This is a genomic window from Synechococcus sp. 60AY4M2 (assembly GCF_002760375.1).
In the GTDB taxonomy this organism is placed as follows: domain Bacteria; phylum Cyanobacteriota; class Cyanobacteriia; order Thermostichales; family Thermostichaceae; genus Thermostichus.
Genome location: NZ_AUMZ01000001.1, coordinates 395,739 through 415,560, shown reverse-complemented (window position 1 = coordinate 415,560; position 19,822 = coordinate 395,739). Strand labels below are relative to the sequence as shown.

General features: G+C 61.0%; 18 protein-coding genes. 11 read left to right on the top strand and 7 right to left on the bottom strand.

Annotated features, from left to right (window positions below; translation table 11 throughout):
* Positions 1–2 precede the first annotated feature (2 nt).
* From SYN60AY4M2_RS01785 to SYN60AY4M2_RS01775, 3 genes are all read left to right on the top strand, one after another.
* Entirely contained in the window at positions 3–275 is a 273-nt protein-coding gene (locus SYN60AY4M2_RS01785; protein WP_240527678.1) for a HEPN domain-containing protein, read from the top strand.
* A complete protein-coding gene (locus tag SYN60AY4M2_RS01780; protein WP_099812165.1) occupies positions 256–3,069 on the top strand; it encodes a DEAD/DEAH box helicase family protein in 2,814 nt (937 codons plus the stop codon). Before SYN60AY4M2_RS01785 ends, SYN60AY4M2_RS01780 begins: the two co-directional genes overlap by 20 nt.
* A gap of 349 nt (positions 3,070–3,418) precedes the next feature.
* Positions 3,419–4,051, top strand: a complete 633-nt coding sequence (locus SYN60AY4M2_RS01775) for a 4Fe-4S single cluster domain-containing protein (protein WP_099812164.1) — start codon at positions 3,419–3,421, stop codon at positions 4,049–4,051.
* Between the two features lie 19 nt (positions 4,052–4,070).
* On the opposite strand, the gene SYN60AY4M2_RS01770 is transcribed toward SYN60AY4M2_RS01775, so the two are convergent.
* Positions 4,071–4,346, bottom strand: coding sequence for a hypothetical protein (locus tag SYN60AY4M2_RS01770; protein ID WP_228375478.1), 276 nt, complete (start codon positions 4,344–4,346; stop codon positions 4,071–4,073).
* Between the two features lie 248 nt (positions 4,347–4,594).
* Here SYN60AY4M2_RS01770 and SYN60AY4M2_RS01765 point away from each other — a divergent pair, with 248 nt between their 5' ends.
* Entirely contained in the window at positions 4,595–5,398 is an 804-nt protein-coding gene (locus SYN60AY4M2_RS01765; protein WP_011430154.1) for a prohibitin family protein, read from the top strand.
* A gap of 40 nt (positions 5,399–5,438) precedes the next feature.
* A complete protein-coding gene (locus SYN60AY4M2_RS01760) occupies positions 5,439–6,377 on the top strand; it encodes a prohibitin family protein (protein ID WP_099812163.1) in 939 nt (312 codons plus the stop codon).
* Here SYN60AY4M2_RS01760 and SYN60AY4M2_RS01755 read toward each other — a convergent pair whose 3' ends face one another.
* A complete protein-coding gene (locus SYN60AY4M2_RS01755) occupies positions 6,378–7,082 on the bottom strand; it encodes a ComF family protein (RefSeq protein ID WP_011430156.1) in 705 nt (234 codons plus the stop codon). It abuts the gene before it with no gap.
* A 197-nt stretch (positions 7,083–7,279) separates the two neighbouring features.
* Between SYN60AY4M2_RS01755 and rpsL the strand changes: the two genes are divergently transcribed.
* From rpsL to dapB, 6 genes are all read left to right on the top strand, one after another.
* Complete coding sequence (gene rpsL, locus SYN60AY4M2_RS01750; RefSeq protein ID WP_011430157.1) at positions 7,280–7,687, top strand: 30S ribosomal protein S12; 408 nt, start codon at positions 7,280–7,282, stop codon at positions 7,685–7,687.
* A gap of 43 nt (positions 7,688–7,730) precedes the next feature.
* Positions 7,731–8,201 carry a 30S ribosomal protein S7 gene (rpsG, locus tag SYN60AY4M2_RS01745; RefSeq protein WP_011430158.1) on the top strand — a complete coding sequence of 157 codons (471 nt, stop codon included), beginning with the start codon at positions 7,731–7,733 and terminating at the stop codon, positions 8,199–8,201.
* 156 nt (positions 8,202–8,357) lie between these two features.
* Positions 8,358–10,487: an elongation factor G gene (fusA, locus tag SYN60AY4M2_RS01740; protein WP_099813196.1), complete on the top strand. Its 2,130-nt coding sequence runs from the start codon at positions 8,358–8,360 to the stop codon at positions 10,485–10,487.
* Between the two features lie 18 nt (positions 10,488–10,505).
* Positions 10,506–11,735, top strand: coding sequence for an elongation factor Tu (gene tuf, locus SYN60AY4M2_RS01735; RefSeq protein ID WP_099812161.1), 1,230 nt, complete (start codon positions 10,506–10,508; stop codon positions 11,733–11,735).
* Between the two features lie 93 nt (positions 11,736–11,828).
* Positions 11,829–12,146: a 30S ribosomal protein S10 gene (gene rpsJ, locus SYN60AY4M2_RS01730; protein WP_099812160.1), complete on the top strand. Its 318-nt coding sequence runs from the start codon at positions 11,829–11,831 to the stop codon at positions 12,144–12,146.
* A gap of 91 nt (positions 12,147–12,237) precedes the next feature.
* Positions 12,238–13,074, top strand: a complete 837-nt coding sequence (gene dapB / locus SYN60AY4M2_RS01725; protein ID WP_041439013.1) for a 4-hydroxy-tetrahydrodipicolinate reductase — start codon at positions 12,238–12,240, stop codon at positions 13,072–13,074.
* On the opposite strand, the gene SYN60AY4M2_RS01720 is transcribed toward dapB, so the two are convergent.
* From SYN60AY4M2_RS01720 to tatC, 5 genes are all read right to left on the bottom strand, one after another.
* Positions 13,071–13,982 carry a methylenetetrahydrofolate reductase gene (locus SYN60AY4M2_RS01720; RefSeq protein ID WP_011430163.1) on the bottom strand — a complete coding sequence of 304 codons (912 nt, stop codon included), beginning with the start codon at positions 13,980–13,982 and terminating at the stop codon, positions 13,071–13,073. The genes dapB and SYN60AY4M2_RS01720 overlap by 4 nt on opposite strands.
* 85 nt (positions 13,983–14,067) lie before the next feature.
* Positions 14,068–15,588 (bottom strand): hypothetical protein, encoded by a 1,521-nt coding sequence (locus tag SYN60AY4M2_RS01715; protein WP_099812159.1) that lies wholly within the window; start codon positions 15,586–15,588, stop codon positions 14,068–14,070.
* A 168-nt stretch (positions 15,589–15,756) separates the two neighbouring features.
* Positions 15,757–16,689, bottom strand: a complete 933-nt coding sequence (locus SYN60AY4M2_RS01710; protein WP_240527677.1) for a DUF2993 domain-containing protein — start codon at positions 16,687–16,689, stop codon at positions 15,757–15,759.
* A gap of 77 nt (positions 16,690–16,766) precedes the next feature.
* Positions 16,767–17,978 carry an FAD-dependent oxidoreductase gene (locus tag SYN60AY4M2_RS01705; protein WP_228375481.1) on the bottom strand — a complete coding sequence of 404 codons (1,212 nt, stop codon included), beginning with the start codon at positions 17,976–17,978 and terminating at the stop codon, positions 16,767–16,769.
* Between the two features lie 649 nt (positions 17,979–18,627).
* Positions 18,628–19,314: a twin-arginine translocase subunit TatC gene (gene tatC, locus SYN60AY4M2_RS01700; RefSeq protein WP_228375510.1), complete on the bottom strand. Its 687-nt coding sequence runs from the start codon at positions 19,312–19,314 to the stop codon at positions 18,628–18,630.
* Positions 19,315–19,822 lie beyond the last annotated feature (508 nt).

Here is a 19,822-nt window from a genome sequence, read left to right as displayed (position 1 = left end):
TCTTGTTCCTGCAACAGATCGAGTTCGAGCGCACACACGATCTGGTCAAGCTGGCGCGCCTGTTAGCGAATCGCGGCGTGACGCTGCCAGTCACGGAAAGCCAACTGCGCCGGCTGAACCCTTTTGCCGTCGCCTTCCGCTACGACGATTTGGAAATCACGCTCGCCTCTGACGATGATCTGACGAGCGTGGTTGCCCGGATGTGCCACTGGGCGAAGGAACAGATCAGCGCAGCAACAGAATGCGAGGAAAGCGATGGCCCGGACTACCATTGACCGCTTGATCATCAACTCTCCCTACGAGGAGCCGAAGAAGCACTGGCGCTACGATCGCGAGACGCGTACGTTCGAACTGGTTGAAGGGCGGCGGCCAGCGGGTTACGTGGTAGCGACTCCCGGTTCCAAATCTTTCGACGATCCGGGCATCTTCGTTGAAATCCCGCTTGTCAACCAGATCCGCCCGCGCGTCAAAGCCTGGCGCGAGGCAGGCTATCCCGGGATCACCAGCATCACCAGGCGGCTCTTGGCGCACTGGCATGACCCGGAGGAGTTCGACAGACGTCGCTTTTTCTTCTGTCAATTGGAAGCCGTCGAGACGCTCATTTGGCTGACCGAGGCGCCTGCTGCCGAGCGGGTGGGCATTGAGATCCCGGGAGACGGCGGGGACTTTGATCGGCGGTGCTGCAAGATGGCCACCGGCACGGGCAAGACCATCGTCATGGCGATGGTGATTGCCTGGCACATCCTTAACAAAGTGGCCAACCCCCAAGATGCCCGCTTTTCGAAGAACGTGCTGGTCGTTGCCCCCGGTCTGACGGTCAAGAAACGGCTGGCGGTGCTGGAGCCCGCGGGCGCCGGTAACTATTACGAAGCGTTCGACATTGTGCCGTCCACGCTGCTCGACAAGCTGCGGCAGGGGCGGGTGCTGGTCCACAACTGGCATGCCCTGGCCTGGGAGAGCGAAGAGCAGATCAAAAAGCGGAAGAGCGTGGACAAACGCGGCGCGAAGAGCGATGAAGCCTATACGCGCGAGGTGCTGGGCGAGATGGCCAACGCGCACAACCTGCTGGTCATCAACGACGAGGCGCACCACGCCTGGCGCGTCAACTGGGAAGCCGAAGGCAAGTACCTGCGCCAGCGTGATTTAAAAGACAGCGCCCAAGAAGCGACGGTGTGGGTTGGAGGCCTGGATCGGCTGCACCGTTCGCGCGGCATTCTCACCTGTTACGACTTCTCCGCCACCCCCTTCGCGCCCTCGGGAAAGAAGAGCAGTGAAGAGGCGCTCTTTGGCTGGATCGTCAGCGACTTCGGGCTGAACGACGCCATCGAATCGGGGCTGGTCAAGACCCCGCGCGTTGTAGTGCGTGACGACGCTGTGCCCAATGCCAAAACCTACAAGTCCCGTCTATACCACATCTACAACGACCCGGAGGTGAAAGACGACCTCAACCGACGCGCCAATCCCGAAGAGCTGCTGCCGGATCTGGTGCTGAACGCCTACTACCTGCTGGGCTACGACTGGCGGGAGACGTGGAAGGCCTGGAAAGCAGCCGACCTGCCCACGCCGCCTGTGATGATCACTGTCTGTAACCGCACTGAGACGGCAGCGCGGGTCAAGCACGCCTTCGAATCACGGCGCATTCCCATTGACGAGCTGTGTAACTCGGAGGGAATCTTGCACATCGACTCGAAGGTGCTAGAAGAGGCTGAGGCAAAGGAAGAGTCCACTGCAGTGGTGGAAGCTTCAGACGAGGCCGATGATGGAGAAGAGGAGGACGTACCGGTCGAATGCCGGCTGACCAAAGCAGAGCAGGCGGAACGTTTGCGAAAGATCGTAGATACGGTGGGCCAGGTGGGGCAGCCCGGCGAGAAAATCCAGAACGTCATTTCCGTTGGGATGCTCAGTGAGGGCTGGGATGCCAAGACGGTGACGCACATTATGGGGCTGCGGGCCTTCACTTCCCAACTTCTGTGCGAGCAGGTCGTGGGCCGGGGCCTGCGCCGCACATCCTACGAGATCAACCCACAAACGGGGCTGCTTGAGCCCGAATACGTCAATATCTTCGGCGTGCCTTTTACTTTCTTGCCGCACGAGGATAGCGGAGATGGCCCGCCGCCCCCGCCAACGCCCAAGACCGCCGTAGAACCGGACCCGGCCAAAGCGGAGTTTGAGATCCGCTGGCCGAATGTGGTGCGCATCGAGCGCTTACTTCAGCCAACGTTGACTCTCGATTGGTCAAAGGTGCAGCCATTGGAACTAGACGCGGCTCAGACGCCGCAAGTGGCAGAACTGGCACCAATTCTCGAAGGCAAGCCCGACGTAAACCAGATCAGCCGTATCGAACTGGAGAAGTTGGCGCGAGAGTTTCGCACGCAGCGCATCATCTTCGAAACTGCCCGCAATGTGTTCGATCAGGTAAGGCAAAGCTGGAGAGGCAGTCGCGAAATCTTGCTGGCGCAGTTGGTGCGGATTGTCGAGCAGTTCATTCGCTCTGACCGGATTTTGATCTCCCCACCTCTTTTTTATCAGGACGAACTGCGCCGTCGGCTGATCATCACCCTCAACCTGTCACGAGTTGTGCAACATGTCTGCGAGGCGGTGCGGCAGGAGAACACTGAGAAACTTGTGCCAGTCTTCGATCGCGACCACCCGATCCGCTCGACGGGCCAAATGCGCACCTGGTACACCAGCAAACCTTGTGAACGCACGCGCAAGTCGCACATCAACGTCTGCGTCTACGACAGCACGTGGGAGGCGTCGGATGCTTTCGTATTGGACAATAGCAGTGCCGTGAGCGCCTGGGCGAAGAACGACCATCTGGGCTTCGAAGTCCTGTACCTGTATCGCGGCGTGGTGCGGAAGTATCGGCCAGATTTTCTTGTGCGCCTGGCCAACGGCGACATGCTCATTCTGGAAACAAAGGGACAGGACACCGAACTAGACCGGGTGAAGCGGCGCTATCTGGACGAGTGGGTGCAAGCCGTCAATGCCCATGGCGCGTTCGGTCGCTGGCGGTGGAAGGTGGCACGTTACCCGGGCGAGATACGAGACACTTTGCTGCAAAGCTAGGAGCAGCAGGGCTCATGGTGGAGTACCGGATCCCGAAAAGTCTGCCCGGGGCTCCTGGCTTCATCTGAAGGCGGGGGATACCCCACCGTCTATACCGTGGGGAGGGATAGCGCCTAGCGCGATGATCAGCTAGAACCTTTCTTTTCCACCAGCAGCCTACCTGACTAACGAAATGGTTGCTTCGTCGATCCCTAACTCCCCTCTCCCAGAGGGAGAGGGGTTGGGGGCGTCAGCGGCGCGGAGCGCTTTGGAGACATCTCCATTAATTTGACTATAAGATTACAGCTTTCGCGTTCGGCTTCTCACTAGGCTAAGAGTAGTCTCAAAGCCGTTTTGCAGCAGGTGACCCATGTCCAAGGCAAAGATAGCGCTGGACTTTCAGGCGCGGATCCCGAGAGGCTATCTTAACCTGATGGGCTATGTAGACGAGTCGGAAGTCAATGGGCCGGGCCGGCGCGCTGTGGTCTGGGTGCAGGGCTGCCTGCGAGAGTGCCCGGGCTGCTTCAACCCTACTTCTTGGCCGTTTGAGGTCAACCAACTGGTGAAGATCACCGACCTGGCCGAGCAAATCCTCAGCAACCCCAGAAACGAGGGGGTGACCTTCTCGGGAGGGGAGCCCTTCTGGCAGGCTCCTGCCCTGGCCAGCTTGGCGCGGCTCCTGAAAGCGAAAGGGCTGACGGTGATGGCCTTCAGTGGATTCACGCTGGAAGAGTTGCGATCCCCCCAGGCTCCTCCCGGCGCCCAGGAGCTGCTGCAAGAGCTGGATATTTTGGTGGACGGGCCCTACCTGCAATCCCAGGCCATTCGCTCCCCCCACTCGCTGGTCTCTTCCCGCAACCAGCGGGTACATGTCTTTAACCCTGCCCTGGAAAACCAACTTAATTGGGCCAGCGACCAGGTGGAAATCCATATCCTCAAAGATGGAACCCGCATCGTTACCGGCTACGGCAGCCAGTTTCTCCTCGACGAGGCAGGCTCTTGAACTGCAGTGATCCTTTATCCTACACCTGCAGCGGTTCCCTGAGACAAGCGGGCAGTTGCCAGCACATCTCCAGCCAGTTTTTTAGCTCTTCCGGTTGGCCCATGAGGCTCATTTCCACCAGCAGAATGGCGGCTCGGTCGGCGGCTCCTTTGGATCCCAGACGAATTAGGGCAGACAGGCTTTCTTCCCGCCAGCAGACGGATACCCCCTGCCGGATCAAGGCCCGGGCGGCAACGGGGATGCACGAGAGTGGCACTTGGATGTCTCGCCGCTCGTAGTCGACAGTAGGTAGCATGAACGGCAACCCAAATCTTTATTATGTCTTAATCTTCTTCCCTTTTCGCTTGTCTGTCACGGGTCTTTGCAAAGTATGAAGTAATCTTTTGTAAACTTTGTAGAGTTCTCGACATCGTTGAGAACAGTGGGCGAGCAAGCGCGGGATCTCTCGCGGGATCCCTGGAGAAAACTTAAAAGATAGCGGCGATTTCTCGGCCTCATTTCCCCACAGCCGCGAGAATGGCTGCATGCGCAGGAGATGGGGAGATGCGAGCAGAAGGTTGGGAGAGGCGAGTTGGTCGCTGGTTGCCCAAGGCCACCCTTGCCGGAGCCGTATTGATCCTAGTGGCGATGGGCAGGCCGCTGCGACTGGTGGGCAATGGAGAAAATATGGTGGTGTTCACCTGGGGAGGGGGGGTGAGCCCGATGGCTTTGCAGCCTGGTCTCCATTGGGTGCCGCCCTTTGTCTCTCGCACAGTCATCTTTGATGTGAAAACCCAAGCTCTGACCTGGAAAGACAACGACCCGACCGCCTACGCACCGCGGCTGGTGGCCCTTTCTCAGGATGGGCAGCAGATTGCGGCTGAGGCGACGCTGCAGTTTCGCATTGTGGACGCCCCCAAGGTCTATACGCAACTGGGGGAAAATTACCTGGATCGCATCGCCCCCATCGTCCGGTCGGTCATTCTGAATGAGACCAGCGGCTTTTCCGCCCAGGCTCTGTATTCCACGGAGCGCCCGCTGCTGCAAGGACAAATTCGGGAACGGGTGGCTCTTCTGCTGAAGGAATACGGCATCGAGGTTTTGGATTTTCTGCTGCGGGATGTGGATTTCGATCCTGATTTCGTAGCGGCCATTGAGGCAAAAACCATTGCCGAAAATCAACTGGCGCAAAAGCAATTTGAGATCGAGCAGGCCCGCCAAGATGCCCGCGCCATCATTTCTCAAGCGGAGGCAGAAGCCGGTCAATTGAGAGCCAAAGCACAGGCCCTCACCCAAAATCCGCAGTACCTAGAGGTGGTCAAAGCCGCGGTACTGGGATCCCGCCTGGAAACTCTGGTTACCAAATAGCAACCAGCACTTTTTCATCCTCTTTCCACGAGGAGCCGCCATGTATCCAACAGGAGAAGCACCCCAAAGCAGAGTGGGTTGGTTAACCGTAGGAGGGATCGCCGTCTTGGCGGCCCTGGGAGTGCTCCGCGCTTGCCTGTACGTCACTTTGCCCGGACATGCCACTGTAGTGTTCAATACCTTTTCCGGGCTGCAAAAGGGGCGGGTAGAATTGCCGGGGGTCATCTTCCGGATTCCAGGGATCGAAACGCCGATCACCTACACCGTGCTCACCCGCGTTTGGGAGTTTACCAACAACCCCGCCTCGGCCAATGCCATCAGCAACGCCATCACCGTGAACACCGCCGATGGACAAGCCTTTGCCATCGATGTGGCCATTGCCCTCAAGCCCAACCTCGCCACTTTGGATGAGCTGCACGCCAGCATCGGCGAGAACTATCTTTCCACGGTGGTGGTGCCGGTGGTGCGCTCCAAAATCCGGGATATCTCCGCCTCTTTCAATTCGGAAGACTTTTACCGGAAAAGCCAGCGGGCTGCCATCGAACAACGAGCGCTGGACTTGATTCGCCAAGAGATGCCTACTGTCAACCGCGATGGCCAAACCCTGCCTCTGGTGCAGGTGGAGGGCCTGTTTCTGGGCAACCCCGATTTCCCACAAGCCTTAAGAGACTCGATTGAACGCAAACAGGTGGCCTCGATTACAGCACAAACGGCGGCAGTGCGGGCGCAAATTCAGGAAAAAGAGACCGAGCGGCTGCTGATCTTGGCGGCGGCCAACCAGCGGGCCATTGAGCTGAAAGGACAAGCGGCAGCGCAGAACGCGCAACTGGCGGATCTGCTGTTCTACGAGAAGCTGCAAGAGCGCATCCAAAACCCGACGGACTCGCTGCCCCCTCTGCGCATCATCCGCGTCGAGGGAGATGCCACCGTGTTCCTCAACGTGGATCCCCGGCAGGCAGCCCTGCAACAGGCCCGATAGTCAAGCCTGGCCACGCCGTCGGAGCTGCCAGGGCAGGGTGGAACGGTCGGCAGCTTGCTGCGCCTGGGCCACGACGATCACCCCGGCCACCGGGATCCCGGCAGCGACCAAGACCTGCTGCGCCGCTTGGACGGTGGAGCCGGTGGTGTAGATGTCATCCACCAGTAGCACCGGCGTGGCGGGAGCGCGCTTGAGAGCAAAGGCGCCTGCCAAGTTCTGCTGGCGTTGCAGGGGGTTGAGCTCATGTTGGGCCGCTGTGGCCCGCACCCGCACCAGAGCGTCAGGTAAATGTCTTAGACCCGTCCGCTCGCAAAAAGCTTGGCTGATCAAAGCCGCCTGGTTGTAGCCCCGCTGCCGCAGCCGCTCCGCATGCAGAGGGATGGGCACCACCGTATAGTCGTGGCGAGACAGCAGGTCATGGCTTCCCTGGGATCCCGAACGCTTCTGTCGGCTCTCCAGCCAGCGGGATCCCAGCCATTCCCCCAAAACCGCGCCAATGCGCCGCTGTCCTTCATATTTCAGGCAATAGATGGCCCGGCGCAGCGCTCCCCGGTGGATCCCCCAAGCATAAAGCGGCCAAGGCGAAGTGGTGACCGGCCAAGAGTCGAGCCGCTCCGCCTGCAGCCGCCTTTGACAGTCTGGACAAAACACAGCCTTAGCCGGGCGCTGGCAGAGCGGACAAGGGAGCAAAATCCACCAATCCATCCAGCCCATCGCCTTTCGCGAGTTCCTTCTGGTGTGCAGAAGCTCCTCTAGGCTAGCTGAGGGGAACAAGGATGCTGAAATTCTCACTCAGCCAAGCCACCAGCCCAGAAGCTGATCCCTTAAGTTGACGCCGGGATCCCGCCTTGCTAGGATTTACTACTGCCGGATAATTGAGTAGCGATCTTCTCAGCCAACCCATGCCCACCATTCAGCAACTCATTCGCGAAGAGCGCAAGGCTGCTGTTCGCAAGACCAAGGCCCCTGCCCTGAAAGGATGTCCTCAGCGGCGGGGAGTTTGCACCCGAGTGTACACGACAACGCCCAAGAAGCCCAACTCAGCTTTGCGGAAGGTGGCGCGGGTTCGCCTCACCTCTGGCTTTGAAGTTACTGCTTACATCCCCGGCATTGGCCACAACCTACAAGAGCACTCGGTGGTCATGATTCGCGGCGGAAGGGTCAAGGACTTGCCCGGCGTGCGCTATCACATTATTCGGGGCACGCTCGACGCCGCAGGAGTGAAAGACCGCAAGCAAGGCCGCTCCAAATACGGGGCAAAACGGCCTAAGCCCGGCCAAGCCCCAGCCGCCGCTGGCAAGAAGAAATAGTTTCCCTCTGGACGTCATCCTGCCTTCAAGTTCTACAGCTCCTATGTCTCGCCGCAACCGTGCTCCTCGCCGTGACGTGCCTCCAGATCCCAAGTACGGGAGCCGTTTGGTTACCATGCTGATCCACAAGTTGATGATGAGGGGCAAGGCTTCTCTTGCCGCCAGGATCCTCTACGACGCTCTAGAGATTGTGCGAGAGCGCACCGGCCAGGATCCGCTGCCCGTACTGGAAAATGCCGTTCGCAACGCCACCCCCTTGGTGGAGGTGAAAGCGCGGCGGGTGGGCGGCGCCACCTATCAGGTGCCTGTGGAGGTCAGAGCGGAGCGAGGAACCTCATTGGCGCTGCGCTGGCTAGTCACCTTTTCCCGCACCCGTCCAGGCCGCACTATGTCTGCCAAGTTAGCCAATGAGATTATAGATGCGGCCAACGAAACCGGCAACGCCATCCGCCGGCGAGAGGAAGTCCATCGCATGGCCGAAGCCAACAAAGCCTTTGCCCACTACCGCTACTGAACCCCGCTGGCCGAGCAAAGGAGGATGTTGTTGGGATCCCTTCCCATTTGCCGAGAGCTGGGCTGGATCTGGAGGAGAAGGGGCAAAAAAGACTAGAATTGTAAAGGTTTTTTTAGTTTGCCCGAGTCGCAGGGCGACGAGGATTGGGAGGTTAACGTGGCACGCACAGTTCCCCTGGAACGAGTTCGAAATATTGGTATCGCGGCCCACATCGATGCTGGCAAGACCACGACCACAGAACGGATCCTCTTCTATTCCGGTCTGGTGCATAAGCTTGGCGAGGTTCACGAGGGAACCACGGTAACCGACTGGATGGCTCAGGAACGGGAGCGGGGCATCACCATCACGGCCGCGGCCATCACTACCCGTTGGACCAAGCGGGATCCGAAAAACCCCTCCCAACCTCTCGCCGGCGCGCCGGAATACACCATCAACATCATCGACACGCCAGGGCACGTGGACTTCACCATCGAGGTGGAGCGCTCGATGCGGGTGCTGGACGGGGTGATCGCCGTCTTCGACTCGGTAGGGGGCGTGCAGCCGCAGTCGGAAACCGTCTGGCGGCAGGCCAATCGTTACAATGTGCCCCGCATTGCCTTTGTCAACAAAATGGATCGCATGGGGGCCAATTTCCTCAAGGTTTATAACCAGATCCGGGAGCGCCTCAAAGCCAACGCCGTGCCGATCCAACTGCCCATCGGGGCGGAAGACGAGTTCCGCGGCATCGTCGATCTGGTGCGCTTGCAGGCCAATATCTACATGGATGAGATCGGCAAGGACATTCGCCCTGCCCCCATCCCGGAGGAGATGAAGGATCTGGTGGCGGAATACCGGGCCAAGCTGGTGGAAGCAGTGGCCGAGACCGACGAGGCCCTGATGGAGAAGTACTTTGCCGAGGAGGATCTGAGCGAAGCCGACCTAATGGCTGGTCTGCGCAAAGGCACCATCAGCGGCCAAATTGTGCCCATGCTGTGCGGCTCTGCCTTCAAGAACAAGGGTGTGCAGATGCTGCTGGACGCGGTGGTGGACTACCTTCCCTCTCCCATCGATATTCCCGCCATCAAGGGGGTATTGCCGGATGGGTCGGAGGTGTCGCGCAAAGCCAGCGACGATGAGCCCTTCTCCGCCCTGGCCTTCAAGCTGATGAGCGACAAGTACGGAGACCTCACCTTTATCCGCGTTTACTCTGGGGTGCTAACCAAGGGCACCTATGTGCTCAACTCCACCAAGAACAAAAAGGAGCGCATCTCCCGCCTAGTGGTGCTCAAGGCGGACGAGCGTCTGGATGTAGATGAGCTGCGGGCAGGCGATCTGGGGGCTGTGTTGGGCCTGAAAGATACCACCACTGGGGACACCCTCTGCGACGAAAACGCGCCGGTGATCCTGGAGTCCCTATATATCCCCGAGCCGGTAATCTCGGTGGCTGTCGAGCCCAAGACCAAAGCCGATATCGACAAACTCTCCAAAGCGCTGCAGGCCCTGGCCAAGGAGGATCCCACCTTCCGCGTCTCGGTGGATCCGGAGACCAACCAAACCATCATCTCCGGCATGGGCGAGCTCCACCTGGAGATTCTGGTGGATCGCATGCTGCGGGAGTTCAACGTAGAAGCCAACGTGGGCAACCCCCAAGTGGCCTACCGCGAAACCATCCGCAAGCCAGTTAGCCGCGTGGAAGGGAAGTTCATCCGCCAGACTGGCGGCCGCGGCCAGTACGGCCATGTGGTCATCGACCTGGAGCCGGCAGAGCCGGGCACGGGGTTCGAGTTTGTCTCCAAAATTGTGGGTGGTGTCATCCCCAAAGAGTACATTCCGCCTGCCGAGCAAGGGATCCGCGAAGCCTGCGAGTCCGGCGTCTTGGCTGGCTATCCTTTGATCGATATTCGCGTCACGCTGGTGGACGGCTCCTACCACGAGGTGGACTCCAGCGAAATGGCCTTCAAGATCGCCGGCTCGATGGCGTTGAAGGAGGCTGCTCGCAGAGCCAACCCCGTCCTGCTGGAGCCGATGATGAAGGTGGAGGTGGAAGTTCCCGAAGCCTTCGTCGGGGATGTTATCGGAGACATCAACGCCCGTCGCGGCCAGATGGAGGGGATGAGTACAGAGGGCGGCATCTCCAAGGTCAATGCCAAGGTTCCCTTGGCGGAGATGTTTGGATATGCCACCGACATCCGCTCCAAAACCCAAGGGCGGGGCATCTTTACGATGGAGTTCAGCCACTACGAGGAAGTTCCTCGCAATATCGCGGAAGCCATCATTGTCAAAAGCAAAGGAAACGTAGCTAACTGAAAAAGGAAGTGAGGATTCATGGCACGCCCTAAGTTCGAACGCACCAAACCCCACGTTAATGTTGGCACCATTGGCCACGTGGACCATGGTAAGACGACGTTGACCGCCGCCATTACCATGACCTTGGCTGCCCTCGGCCAAGCGGCGCCCAAGCGCTACGACGAGATTGACGCAGCGCCAGAGGAGAGAGCCCGCGGTATCACTATCAACACTGCCCACGTGGAGTACCAGACGGAGAAGCGTCACTACGCCCACGTGGACTGCCCCGGCCACGCCGACTACGTGAAAAACATGATCACGGGCGCGGCCCAGATGGATGGGGCCATCCTGGTGGTCTCGGCGGCCGATGGGCCGATGCCGCAGACGCGGGAGCACATCCTGTTGGCCCGTCAGGTGGGGGTACCCAGCTTGGTGGTCTTCCTCAACAAGGTGGACATGGTGGACGACGAGGAGCTGCTGGAGCTGGTGGAGCTGGAGATACGGGAGCTCCTCTCCAAGTACGACTTCCCCGGCGACGAAATCCCCATCGTCAGAGGATCCGCTCTCAAGGCTCTGGAAAGGATGCAGGCCAACCCCAAAACCCAGCGGGGTGAGGATCCCTGGGTGGACAAGATCTACGAGCTGATGGATGCGGTAGACTCCTACATTCCAACGCCGGAGCGGGATGTGGACAAGCCCTTCCTGATGGCAGTGGAAGATGTCTTCTCGATCACCGGTCGCGGCACGGTGGCGACGGGCCGGATCGAGCGGGGCCGCATCAAAGTTGGCGAAACCGTGGAGCTGGTGGGATTGCGAGAAACCCGTTCCACCACCGTTACCGGTCTAGAGATGTTCCAGAAGACGCTGGACGAGGGGATTGCCGGCGACAACGTGGGTGTGTTGTTGCGGGGTATTCAGAAGAACGAGGTGGAGCGGGGCATGGTGCTGGCCAAGCCCAAGACCATCACTCCTCACACCCAGTTCGAGTCGGAGGTTTACGTCCTCAAGAAGGAAGAGGGCGGACGTCACACCCCCTTCTTTGCCGGCTATCGTCCTCAGTTCTACGTGCGTACCACCGACGTCACCGGCACCATCACTTCCTTCACGGCTGACGACGGCTCTAAGCCGGAGATGGTGATGCCCGGCGACCGCGTCAGGATGACGGTAGAGCTGATCCAGCCCATCGCCATCGAGCAAGGGATGCGCTTTGCCATTCGTGAGGGCGGTCGTACCGTAGGGGCCGGTGTGGTCTCTAAGATCCTGAAGTAAGCGGCTTTCTCTTGGCAGGGATTGGGCGCTGGTCACTCCAGGCAAGCTCGATCCCTGCCATTTTTTTGAGTACACCCTACCTTCTCTCCGACTATGGCTACCTTGACCCAACAAAAAATTCGTATCCGCCTAAAGGCCTACGACCATCGGCTACTGGATACTTCCTGCAACAAAATCGTGGACACGGCCCGCCGCACGGAGGCTGTGCCAGTTGGCCCGATCCCTTTGCCGACGCGGCGTCGCCTCTACTGTGTGCTGCGTTCCCCCCACACGGACAAGGATTCGCGGGAACATTTTGAAGTTCGCACCCACCGCCGCATTATCGACATCTACTCCCCCTCTTCCAAAACCATCGATGCTTTGATGAAGCTGGATCTGCCGGCAGGGGTGGACATCGAGGTGAAATTGTGAGGCTCCGCTCGGGGATCCGGCGCTAGGTTAGGCAAGGGGGCAGGTGGTGACCACAGCAGTCGAGCAAAAAAGACGAGAAGAGGGCGCCGCCATTGGGGAGGGGACGGCGGCTTCTGAGCCCATCCCGGTCTTGGTGGTGGGAGCCCTGGGCAAGATGGGGCGGGAGGTGGTGCGGGCGGTGGCCCAAACCCCCGACATGAAGTTGGTGGGGGCGGTGGCCCGTTCCCAGTTGGGCTCGGACATTGGCGAGGTGTTGGGCCTGGGATCCCTGGGAGTCGAGATTACCGACGACCTGGCGGGCCAGTTGCTGCGGCTGTCGCAGCGGAGCGCCCGAGGCGTCATGGTGGATTTCACCCATCCGCGCTCTGTGTATGAAAACGTCCGCTCGGCCATTGCGTTTGGGGTGCGGCCGGTGGTGGGGACGACGGGCCTGACGCCGGAGCAGGTGGAGCGGCTGAGGGATCTGGCGGATAAGTCCGGTGTGGGCTGTCTAATTGCGCCCAACTTTGCCATCGGCATGATCCTGCTGCAGCAGATGGCGCTGCAGGCGGCCCAATATTTCGATCACGTGGAGATTGTCGAGCTGCACCACAACCGCAAGGTCGATGCCCCCAGCGGCACGGCTCTGCAGACGGCGCAGCGGCTGGGACAACTGGGCAAAGCTTTTAACCCGCCTGAGGTGGAAGAAAAGGAGCTGATCCCCGGCTCGCGGGGAGGGATCCCCGGCCCCAACATCCCCATCCACAGCGTTCGCCTGCCGGGGCTTATTGCCCACCAGGAGGTGATCTTCGGCGGCATGGGGCAGACGTTGACCTTGAGACACGACATCACGGATCGGATGGCCTTCATGCCGGGAGTGATCCTGGGCATTCGCAAGGTGCTGCAGCTCAAGGGGCTGGTCTACGGCTTGGAGCAGGTGTTGAGCTAGCTGCTCAGGGGCGGGATCCCGGCCTCGTCCAGGATGTGCGGGATGAGGTGTTCGGCCTTGACGGCCATCAGGTGCACGCCGTGACAGATCTGGCGGGCCTGGCGCACCTGTTCAGCAGCAATGCGGATCCCTTCTTCGAGGGGATCGGGGGCATCGGCCAGCCGCTGGATAATGGCGTCCGGGATCTGCACCCCCGGCAAGTTGCGGTTGATGAAGAGGGCGTTTTTGGCGGATTTGAGCAGGAAGATGCCCGCCAGGATGGGCTTGCCGGCGGGGCGGCCCAGCTTGTCCATGAAGCGCTCCAGTTGCTCGAAGTCGGTCACCATCTGGCTTTGGAAAAACTGGGCTCCGTTCTCCAGCTTGCGGTGGAAGCGCCGCTCCAGGCCGGAAAAGCTGGGGGATTGCGGCTCTACGGCTGCCCCCGGGAACAGACAGGTGCCGCCGTCGGGGAGGGGCTTGCCGTTGCAGTCGAGGCCGTTGTTGAGGCGTTGGATAAGCTGCAGCAGACGCACCGATTCCAGGTCAAAGACTGGGCGGGCATCGGGGCAATCCCCCACCTGGATGGGATCCCCGGTGAGGGCCAGCACGTTGCGCAGGCCGAGCGCTGAGGCCCCCAACAGATCCCCCTGCAGAGCCAGGCGGTTGCGATCCCGGCAGGCCAGCTGCAGGATGGGTTCAACGCCCGCCTGCTGCAACAGCAGCGAGGCGGCCAGGGGGCTCATGCGGGCCATGGCGCGGTTGGAGTCCGTGATGTTGACGGCATGCACCCGGCCCTTGAGCTGCTGGGCCAGAGAGAGCAGGGTGCTGGTGTCGGATCCCTTGGGGGGGGTGATCTCAGCCGTGAGCAAAAATTCCCCCCGCTGGATGGCTTGGGCAAAGCGCGACGGTGGTGGGCAGGTCAGGGCCACAATTCTGGGAAGACCGAAAGAAAAAGCAGTGGGTTGGCCTATTATCCGCTGTTTTGGGAGGGTTTTTCCAGCCAAAGCGCTTTTCTCAGGGCTTGGGCGAAGGGGAAGGGCTGGGCGGAGGCTGCACCCGCATTTCTCCCAGCCAGAGGGGGGGATCCCCCTGGTGCAGACGCTGCTGCCAGTTTGTCGCCGCCGCGGGCGGGATCCCCTGCGGGCCCAGGGCCCAGCTCCAGCCAATCACCTGGAGCCACCGCCCGGCTTGCAAGCCTTCCAAAAAGGGCTGGGCAGCTTCTGCGTCGGGAGACGGCCCGCTGAGGATCAGGGGCAACTGGGGGTTAAAGGCCACAAGGCGACGGTACAACGCTTCAAAGGTCTCGGGATCCCCCTTCACCTCCAGGCTCAGCCAGTCCACCCCTGGCAAGGCGGCCCAGGCAGACGCTGCCTCGTTATCCGCTCCCTCCAGCTCTAAAACCCAGAGCAAATTGGCCTCAGAGCGCAGGGTTTGTATCAGGTGACGGTAGGCCCGTCGTTGCAGCTCTGTATCCCCGTCCCCGACAGCTACGGCCAGGATAATCGGGGTGGCAAAGCGCTGGATGCCCCGAGCCCAAGAGCGCAAGGTCTCATCCTGTTCGCCCGCAGCCAGGGAAGAGAGGTGGGCCGGCTGCAGCCGCAGGCGTAGGTAGGGAACGGAGCCGCTCTCCCGCAGGCGATTGGCCAGGAGCTGGGGAAAATCCTGGCGCGGATCCCAGAGGTGCTCCACCGCTGCCCAGGCGGGGGGCTGGCCAATGGCCTGGCGATAGGCCAGAAGCTGCTCCCAAGTTGGCATGCCCGACCAAGTGACCCCATGATACAGCCGGCTCGTGGGGGGAGGCAGCGGCCTGCCCCGCTGAAAAGGGGCAGAATCGGGCGGGATGGGGGAGGTGAGGACAACCTGCAGCCGTAGAGACGGCGAGGGGTCAGGGGCGTCGGCCTCCGGGAGGGAGAAGGGGAAACTCCACGTGCGCTCCTCGAACCGACCCTGAGTCATCTGGCGGGCATAGAAGTCCTGGGGGGGCGGCAGCGGCTCCAGGGCCTTGTCCCCCCAGAAGGCCTGCTGTACCACCAGGCGCACCCCCTCGCCAGGGTGAACTAGGGGCGTGGTGGTATCCAGGTGAAAGCTGCCGCTGAGGCGGGTAAACGTCTTGTGGGGCTCAACTCGGAAAGAGAGTGTGAGCTGGTCAGGCCGATAGGTGCCCAAGGCGCGGGAGGAGGGGGTGGGGAGCAGGGATCCCAGCTGCTCTGCCAAGCTCTCGCAGTCGGTGCAGGGAAGGAGAGCCTGCGGATGGAGAGAGATGGGAGCCTTGCGGGCAGATTGCAACTGCTCAGACGTGATCACAAAGCTGGCCCAAAGGTGCTTCAGAAGGGGATCCCGGCCGGGCGGAATATCGGAGAAAGTTCGCCCGGGGGGCGTGGCTGTGCGTGTGCCGGCAGCCGTCCCATCCAGGGGCACCGTGGAGAAGGCGTCGCTGGAACATCCCCCCAGCAACACCAGCGACAGGATTAGCGGCAGAGTCCCCAAGAGCAGGGGCCTAACACTGGGTTGTAGCGGCGGCGATCCCCAAACCATGAACTCACCTCAATACACCACCCCTCCGCGACCGCTTGGCAACGGCTAGAGGGATTCTCGCCCAGCAGCCCAACCTTGGGTTTGATCCCGATCACAACTTGGCCACCGCAGATCCCGCTGGCACCGCCCAAAGGCAAGCTCAAGTGGTCAAGCCCTGGCGACAACCCGCTACCCCTGCGGCACTGCCGCCGCCTCCGGGTAGATGACCAACATGCCCTCGTAGAGGATTTGGCCAGGCTGCAACTCCAGGCGATCGATGCGCACGCCTGGATCCAACTGGATGGGAAAATCCGCCAGGCCGGGGATGGGGATCTCCTGCCCTTCGCTCACCCACAGGGGATTGACCAGCCGCAACTGGTTGGGACCCTGAGCCTGTAGCCCAGTTAGCACCGTAACCGGCACCTCCACCCCCTCGGGAGTAACCAATTGGGCCTGGATGCGCAGCCGATTTTGCTGCAAGGTGACCTGGGGCTGGCGGATCAAGAAGGGCACCGCTTGACCTCCAAAGGGCAGTTGCACCTGCGCCTGGGCCAGTTGGGACTGGATGAGGGGAGCCTGAAGGCTGCGGTTGAGATCGTCTTCGGTGAGGCGCAAGCTCACCTGCACCGGCACGGGGGCCAACAGCCGCAGGGGACTACGTCCCTGGATGGCTTCCCCTACATTGAGGCGAATATCCTGGCCCTGCAGCCGCAGGTGGCTGACCTGGAATCCCTGATAGATGAGGTTGTCTCCCGACACCTGGGCCTGGGGGATCTGGCCGTTCAAAATCTGGGCGTCGGAACCGGCGATCTGCACCCGCAAGTTGTCCACCTGCTGCACCTCAGAGCGAATCCAGGCGGCCACCAGAGGATTGAGCAAGGAGCTGGCGATCTGGGCAAAAGCGGGCCAGGGCAAAAACATGGTGGGCAGGCTCAGCAGCAGAGCAAGCCCCAGCCGCTGCCCCCCTGGGGAGAGCCGTCGGCGGCGGCAGGCTGTCGGTGGGATCTGGGAAACAGAGGGACCCTCTAGAATGACCGAGTCCTGATCAGGCCGATAACAAGCTGTGGGCAGCACTGGGTACCTCAGCAAGGAACGACAGGCAATGGCGAGAGGCCAAGGCAAGGCCGAACTAGGACTAGGACTAGATTACGACAGGACTTCTGCAGCGAATAGGGGGCTCTCCCGCACACCTGAAGGAACTATCCGTCTGTCAACTGCCACCAAAGATACCCCAGCCGCAGGTAGTGAAGCCGCAGCCAGGGGAAAGGGAAAAGGCGGGGTGGCTGGCGGAAGAGGGCGCTAATTTGGGGTCGGATGCCGGCGATCTCCTGGGCCAGGATTTTGCCTGCCCACACCCCTGTGGCCACGCCGCTGCCGTGGTAGGCCAGGCCGTACCAGAGGCTGGGATCCGTCGGCGAAGGGCCGATGTGGGGGTGAAGCTGGCGGGAGAGGCAAACCAAGCCGTTCCAGGCGTACTCGATCTCCACCCCCTCCCAGGCGGGAAAGAGGCGGTAGAGCTGCCGCGCCATCCAGGCCCGCAGGCGCTGGCGTTCCCTTGGGGCATCGCAGGTGCCGTCCCGCCCCCCAAACAGCAAGCGCCCATCCGGCAGGAGACGGTAGTAGAACAGCAGCCGTCGCGTGTCGTAGATCGGCGTCGGATCCCACCAGCCCTGAGCCCTTCGCTCTGCCGGCGTCAGAGGCCGGGTGACCAGAATGTTGGAAAGCACCGGCAACAGGGATCCGGCCAATTGGGGGTAGAGGTTGGCCGGCGTGTAGCCATTGGTGGCGATGACCAGGTGCCGTGCCCGCACCGTTCCCCCGGGCGTATGGCAAAGGTGGCGGGAGCCAACCTTTTCCCAGGCAACGACCCGGCTGGCGCTGTGCAATTGCGCTCCCCATTTCTGGGCGGCCTGGGCCAGCCCTTGGGCAAGCTTGAGGGGGTTGAGGCCAAACCCCACCCCGATGTGGAGGGCGCCGTGGTTCTCGCGGCTGTCGAAGCCCCGTTCCCGCAGCTCTTTGGGGCTGAGGAGCTGAACTGGGTAGCCGGCCACCTGGGCGTAGATCTGGTATTCGGCCTCCAACTCCCGCCAAGCGCTGGGGCGGTGGGCTACTGCGTACCAACCTTCTCCCTGGGCATCCAGGGAAAAGCCCTCGGCAGCGGCCAGCTCTTGCACGGTCTCCACCGCCTGCCGCTGATCCCGGTAGTAGCGCTCCGTCTCCGCCAGGCCTACCCGCCGCACCATTTGGGCATGGGTGAGGTAGCTCGCCCCCACTCCGCAGAAGCCGCCGTTGCGCCCGGAGGCGCCCCAGCCCAGGGATCCCGCCTCCAGCAGGCAAGCCGAGATGCCGTGATCGCGGGCCAGGTGCAGGGCCGTCGATAGCCCCGTCAATCCTCCTCCTATGATGGCCACCTCGGCCTCAACCTGCCCTTGCAGAGGCGCCGGATGTCGCCAACTGGAATCTGGTATTGTGCTGTCCCAGTAGCTGCCGACTGGGTAAGCAGGATCGTAGGTTTTGGGAGGATAAGGATTTGTCTTCGGGAGAAAAGTCCAAGCAACCATAGAACTTTAGAAGACTGGTTGGTCAAAAGCCAATTTCTCTTTGCCCATCGGCCAAACCTCCCTTTGAGAAGAGCTCAGCAGCGCAGCGAGCCGCCGTTTGCCCTCGCTGGCCCAGAGGCTACAGCAGGCACCAAAACCGCCTCTTCTGACAACCGCACCAACCCACCCAGGGCTTGCGAACAGGCCTCTCGTCCCTGGTGGGCTGGCGAGCGGTACGCTGGCAGAGTGAGGCGGGCCAATCCGCCGTTGAAATACCCTGCCCGGGAAAATTGGCCGGGATCCCTTCCAGTTCAAGGCGGGCCGGGCCCGCTCTCCCCCCGCTGGCGGTGGAGCCGTCTCTTGCCGATGGGGGTGGATGCCGGAACCCCGGCGCTAGCCAGGGCTGCAGTCCCGACTGTTGCCGCTGAGCAACTTGGTGAGAAGGTAGAGTTTATCCATTGGCGTTTCTCTTTCCCGGGCCGGAGACCCCGCTGGCAGAATCAAGGTCTGCGGCCTTGGGTCATTTGCCAAGCAGCTTCACCAGGAGAATGCCAAACAAGTACAGGAACGTTACCGCGCCAGCCAGGAGGCTCTGGGTGAGGGGATCCGTGGAAGGGGTGAGAATGGCCCCCGCCACCACCGAACCTAGGACAACATAGCGCCAACCCTTGAACATCTGCTCAGCAGTTACCAGGCCCAAAGCTCCCAGCAGCGCCTGCAAAATCGGCACCTGAAAGGCCAAGCCAGTGCTGAACATCAGCAGCAGCACAAACTCAAAGTAGCGGTCGATGGACCAGGCCTGATCCACCACCCCTTCCCCATAGCGAATGAAGAAGTTGAGCGCCGCCGGAATGAGGAGGTAGTAGGCAAAGACCAAGCCAGCCACAAACAAAAGGCTGGATCCGAGCACCACCGGCCCCAACAGCTTGCGCTCCTTGACGCTCAGCCCTGGCAAGACGAAGCGGGCAATTTGGTAGAGCACAAAGGGCGTGGCCAAGAGCAGCCCCGAATATGCCGCCACTTTCATAGAGACGAAAAAATACTCGCCCGGCGCCAGTTGCAAGAAGGTCACCCCCTGAGCGGGCACCTCCAGCAGGGCGACGATGCGGTTCACCACCAGAAAACAGGCGACGATACACAGGGCCACCGCAATGACACTGGCCAAGAGGCGGCTACGCAACTCCTCCAGATGCTCCATCAAGCTCATCTCGACCTCGTAGGGAAACTCCGGATCTGGCACCCGAGAAGGCTCAGGTGTTGCCGGAGCTTGCTGCGAGGACTCGGTCTCAGAGGCAAGGGGCATGGGCCGACAGGTAACGAAACCTTTCCCGCTATCTTAGCCCTGCCCCACCCTTAAGGAAAAGCGCCCGCCCAATACATGGCCCCCTTCCAAGCTGTTCCCGGAAGGAACTGCCGGGTTGTGGACGGGAGCTGCCCTTGCTCAAAGTCTCTGCTTCACCAGACTGTTGACGTTCTCCCCCGAACCCCCAAACCCCCCGTATACGGGGGGACAGAGGGGAGCTAGGATCCCCGCCCCAAAGGGCTGGGGAGTATGTCAATACTTCATCTCGCCCGGCTAGGCTGAGGCGGGAGCAGCTCTAAAATTCTGAAGGACACAAAAGATACAGCCTTTTAATTTAAAATAGGGTACAGGTATTCAAGAGGAAGGAGAGAAAGGAATGCCGACTCATTCTTTGGATTTGCGGCAAAGAGTT

Coding starts and splice junctions, on each gene's coding strand:
- tatC (WP_228375510.1), bottom strand. CDS start 19,314: ATGAGCTTGATGGAGCATCTGGAGGAGTTGCGTAGCCGCCTCTTGGCC.
- rpsG (WP_011430158.1), top strand. CDS start 7,731: ATGTCTCGCCGCAACCGTGCTCCTCGCCGTGACGTGCCTCCAGATCCC.
- SYN60AY4M2_RS01755 (WP_011430156.1), bottom strand. CDS start 7,082: ATGGATTGGTGGATTTTGCTCCCTTGTCCGCTCTGCCAGCGCCCGGCT.
- rpsL (WP_011430157.1), top strand. CDS start 7,280: ATGCCCACCATTCAGCAACTCATTCGCGAAGAGCGCAAGGCTGCTGTT.
- SYN60AY4M2_RS01770 (WP_228375478.1), bottom strand. CDS start 4,346: ATGCTACCTACTGTCGACTACGAGCGGCGAGACATCCAAGTGCCACTC.
- SYN60AY4M2_RS01715 (WP_099812159.1), bottom strand. CDS start 15,588: ATGGTTTGGGGATCGCCGCCGCTACAACCCAGTGTTAGGCCCCTGCTC.
- SYN60AY4M2_RS01760 (WP_099812163.1), top strand. CDS start 5,439: ATGTATCCAACAGGAGAAGCACCCCAAAGCAGAGTGGGTTGGTTAACC.
- rpsJ (WP_099812160.1), top strand. CDS start 11,829: ATGGCTACCTTGACCCAACAAAAAATTCGTATCCGCCTAAAGGCCTAC.
- SYN60AY4M2_RS01775 (WP_099812164.1), top strand. CDS start 3,419: ATGTCCAAGGCAAAGATAGCGCTGGACTTTCAGGCGCGGATCCCGAGA.
- tuf (WP_099812161.1), top strand. CDS start 10,506: ATGGCACGCCCTAAGTTCGAACGCACCAAACCCCACGTTAATGTTGGC.
- SYN60AY4M2_RS01780 (WP_099812165.1), top strand. CDS start 256: ATGGCCCGGACTACCATTGACCGCTTGATCATCAACTCTCCCTACGAG.
- SYN60AY4M2_RS01765 (WP_011430154.1), top strand. CDS start 4,595: ATGCGAGCAGAAGGTTGGGAGAGGCGAGTTGGTCGCTGGTTGCCCAAG.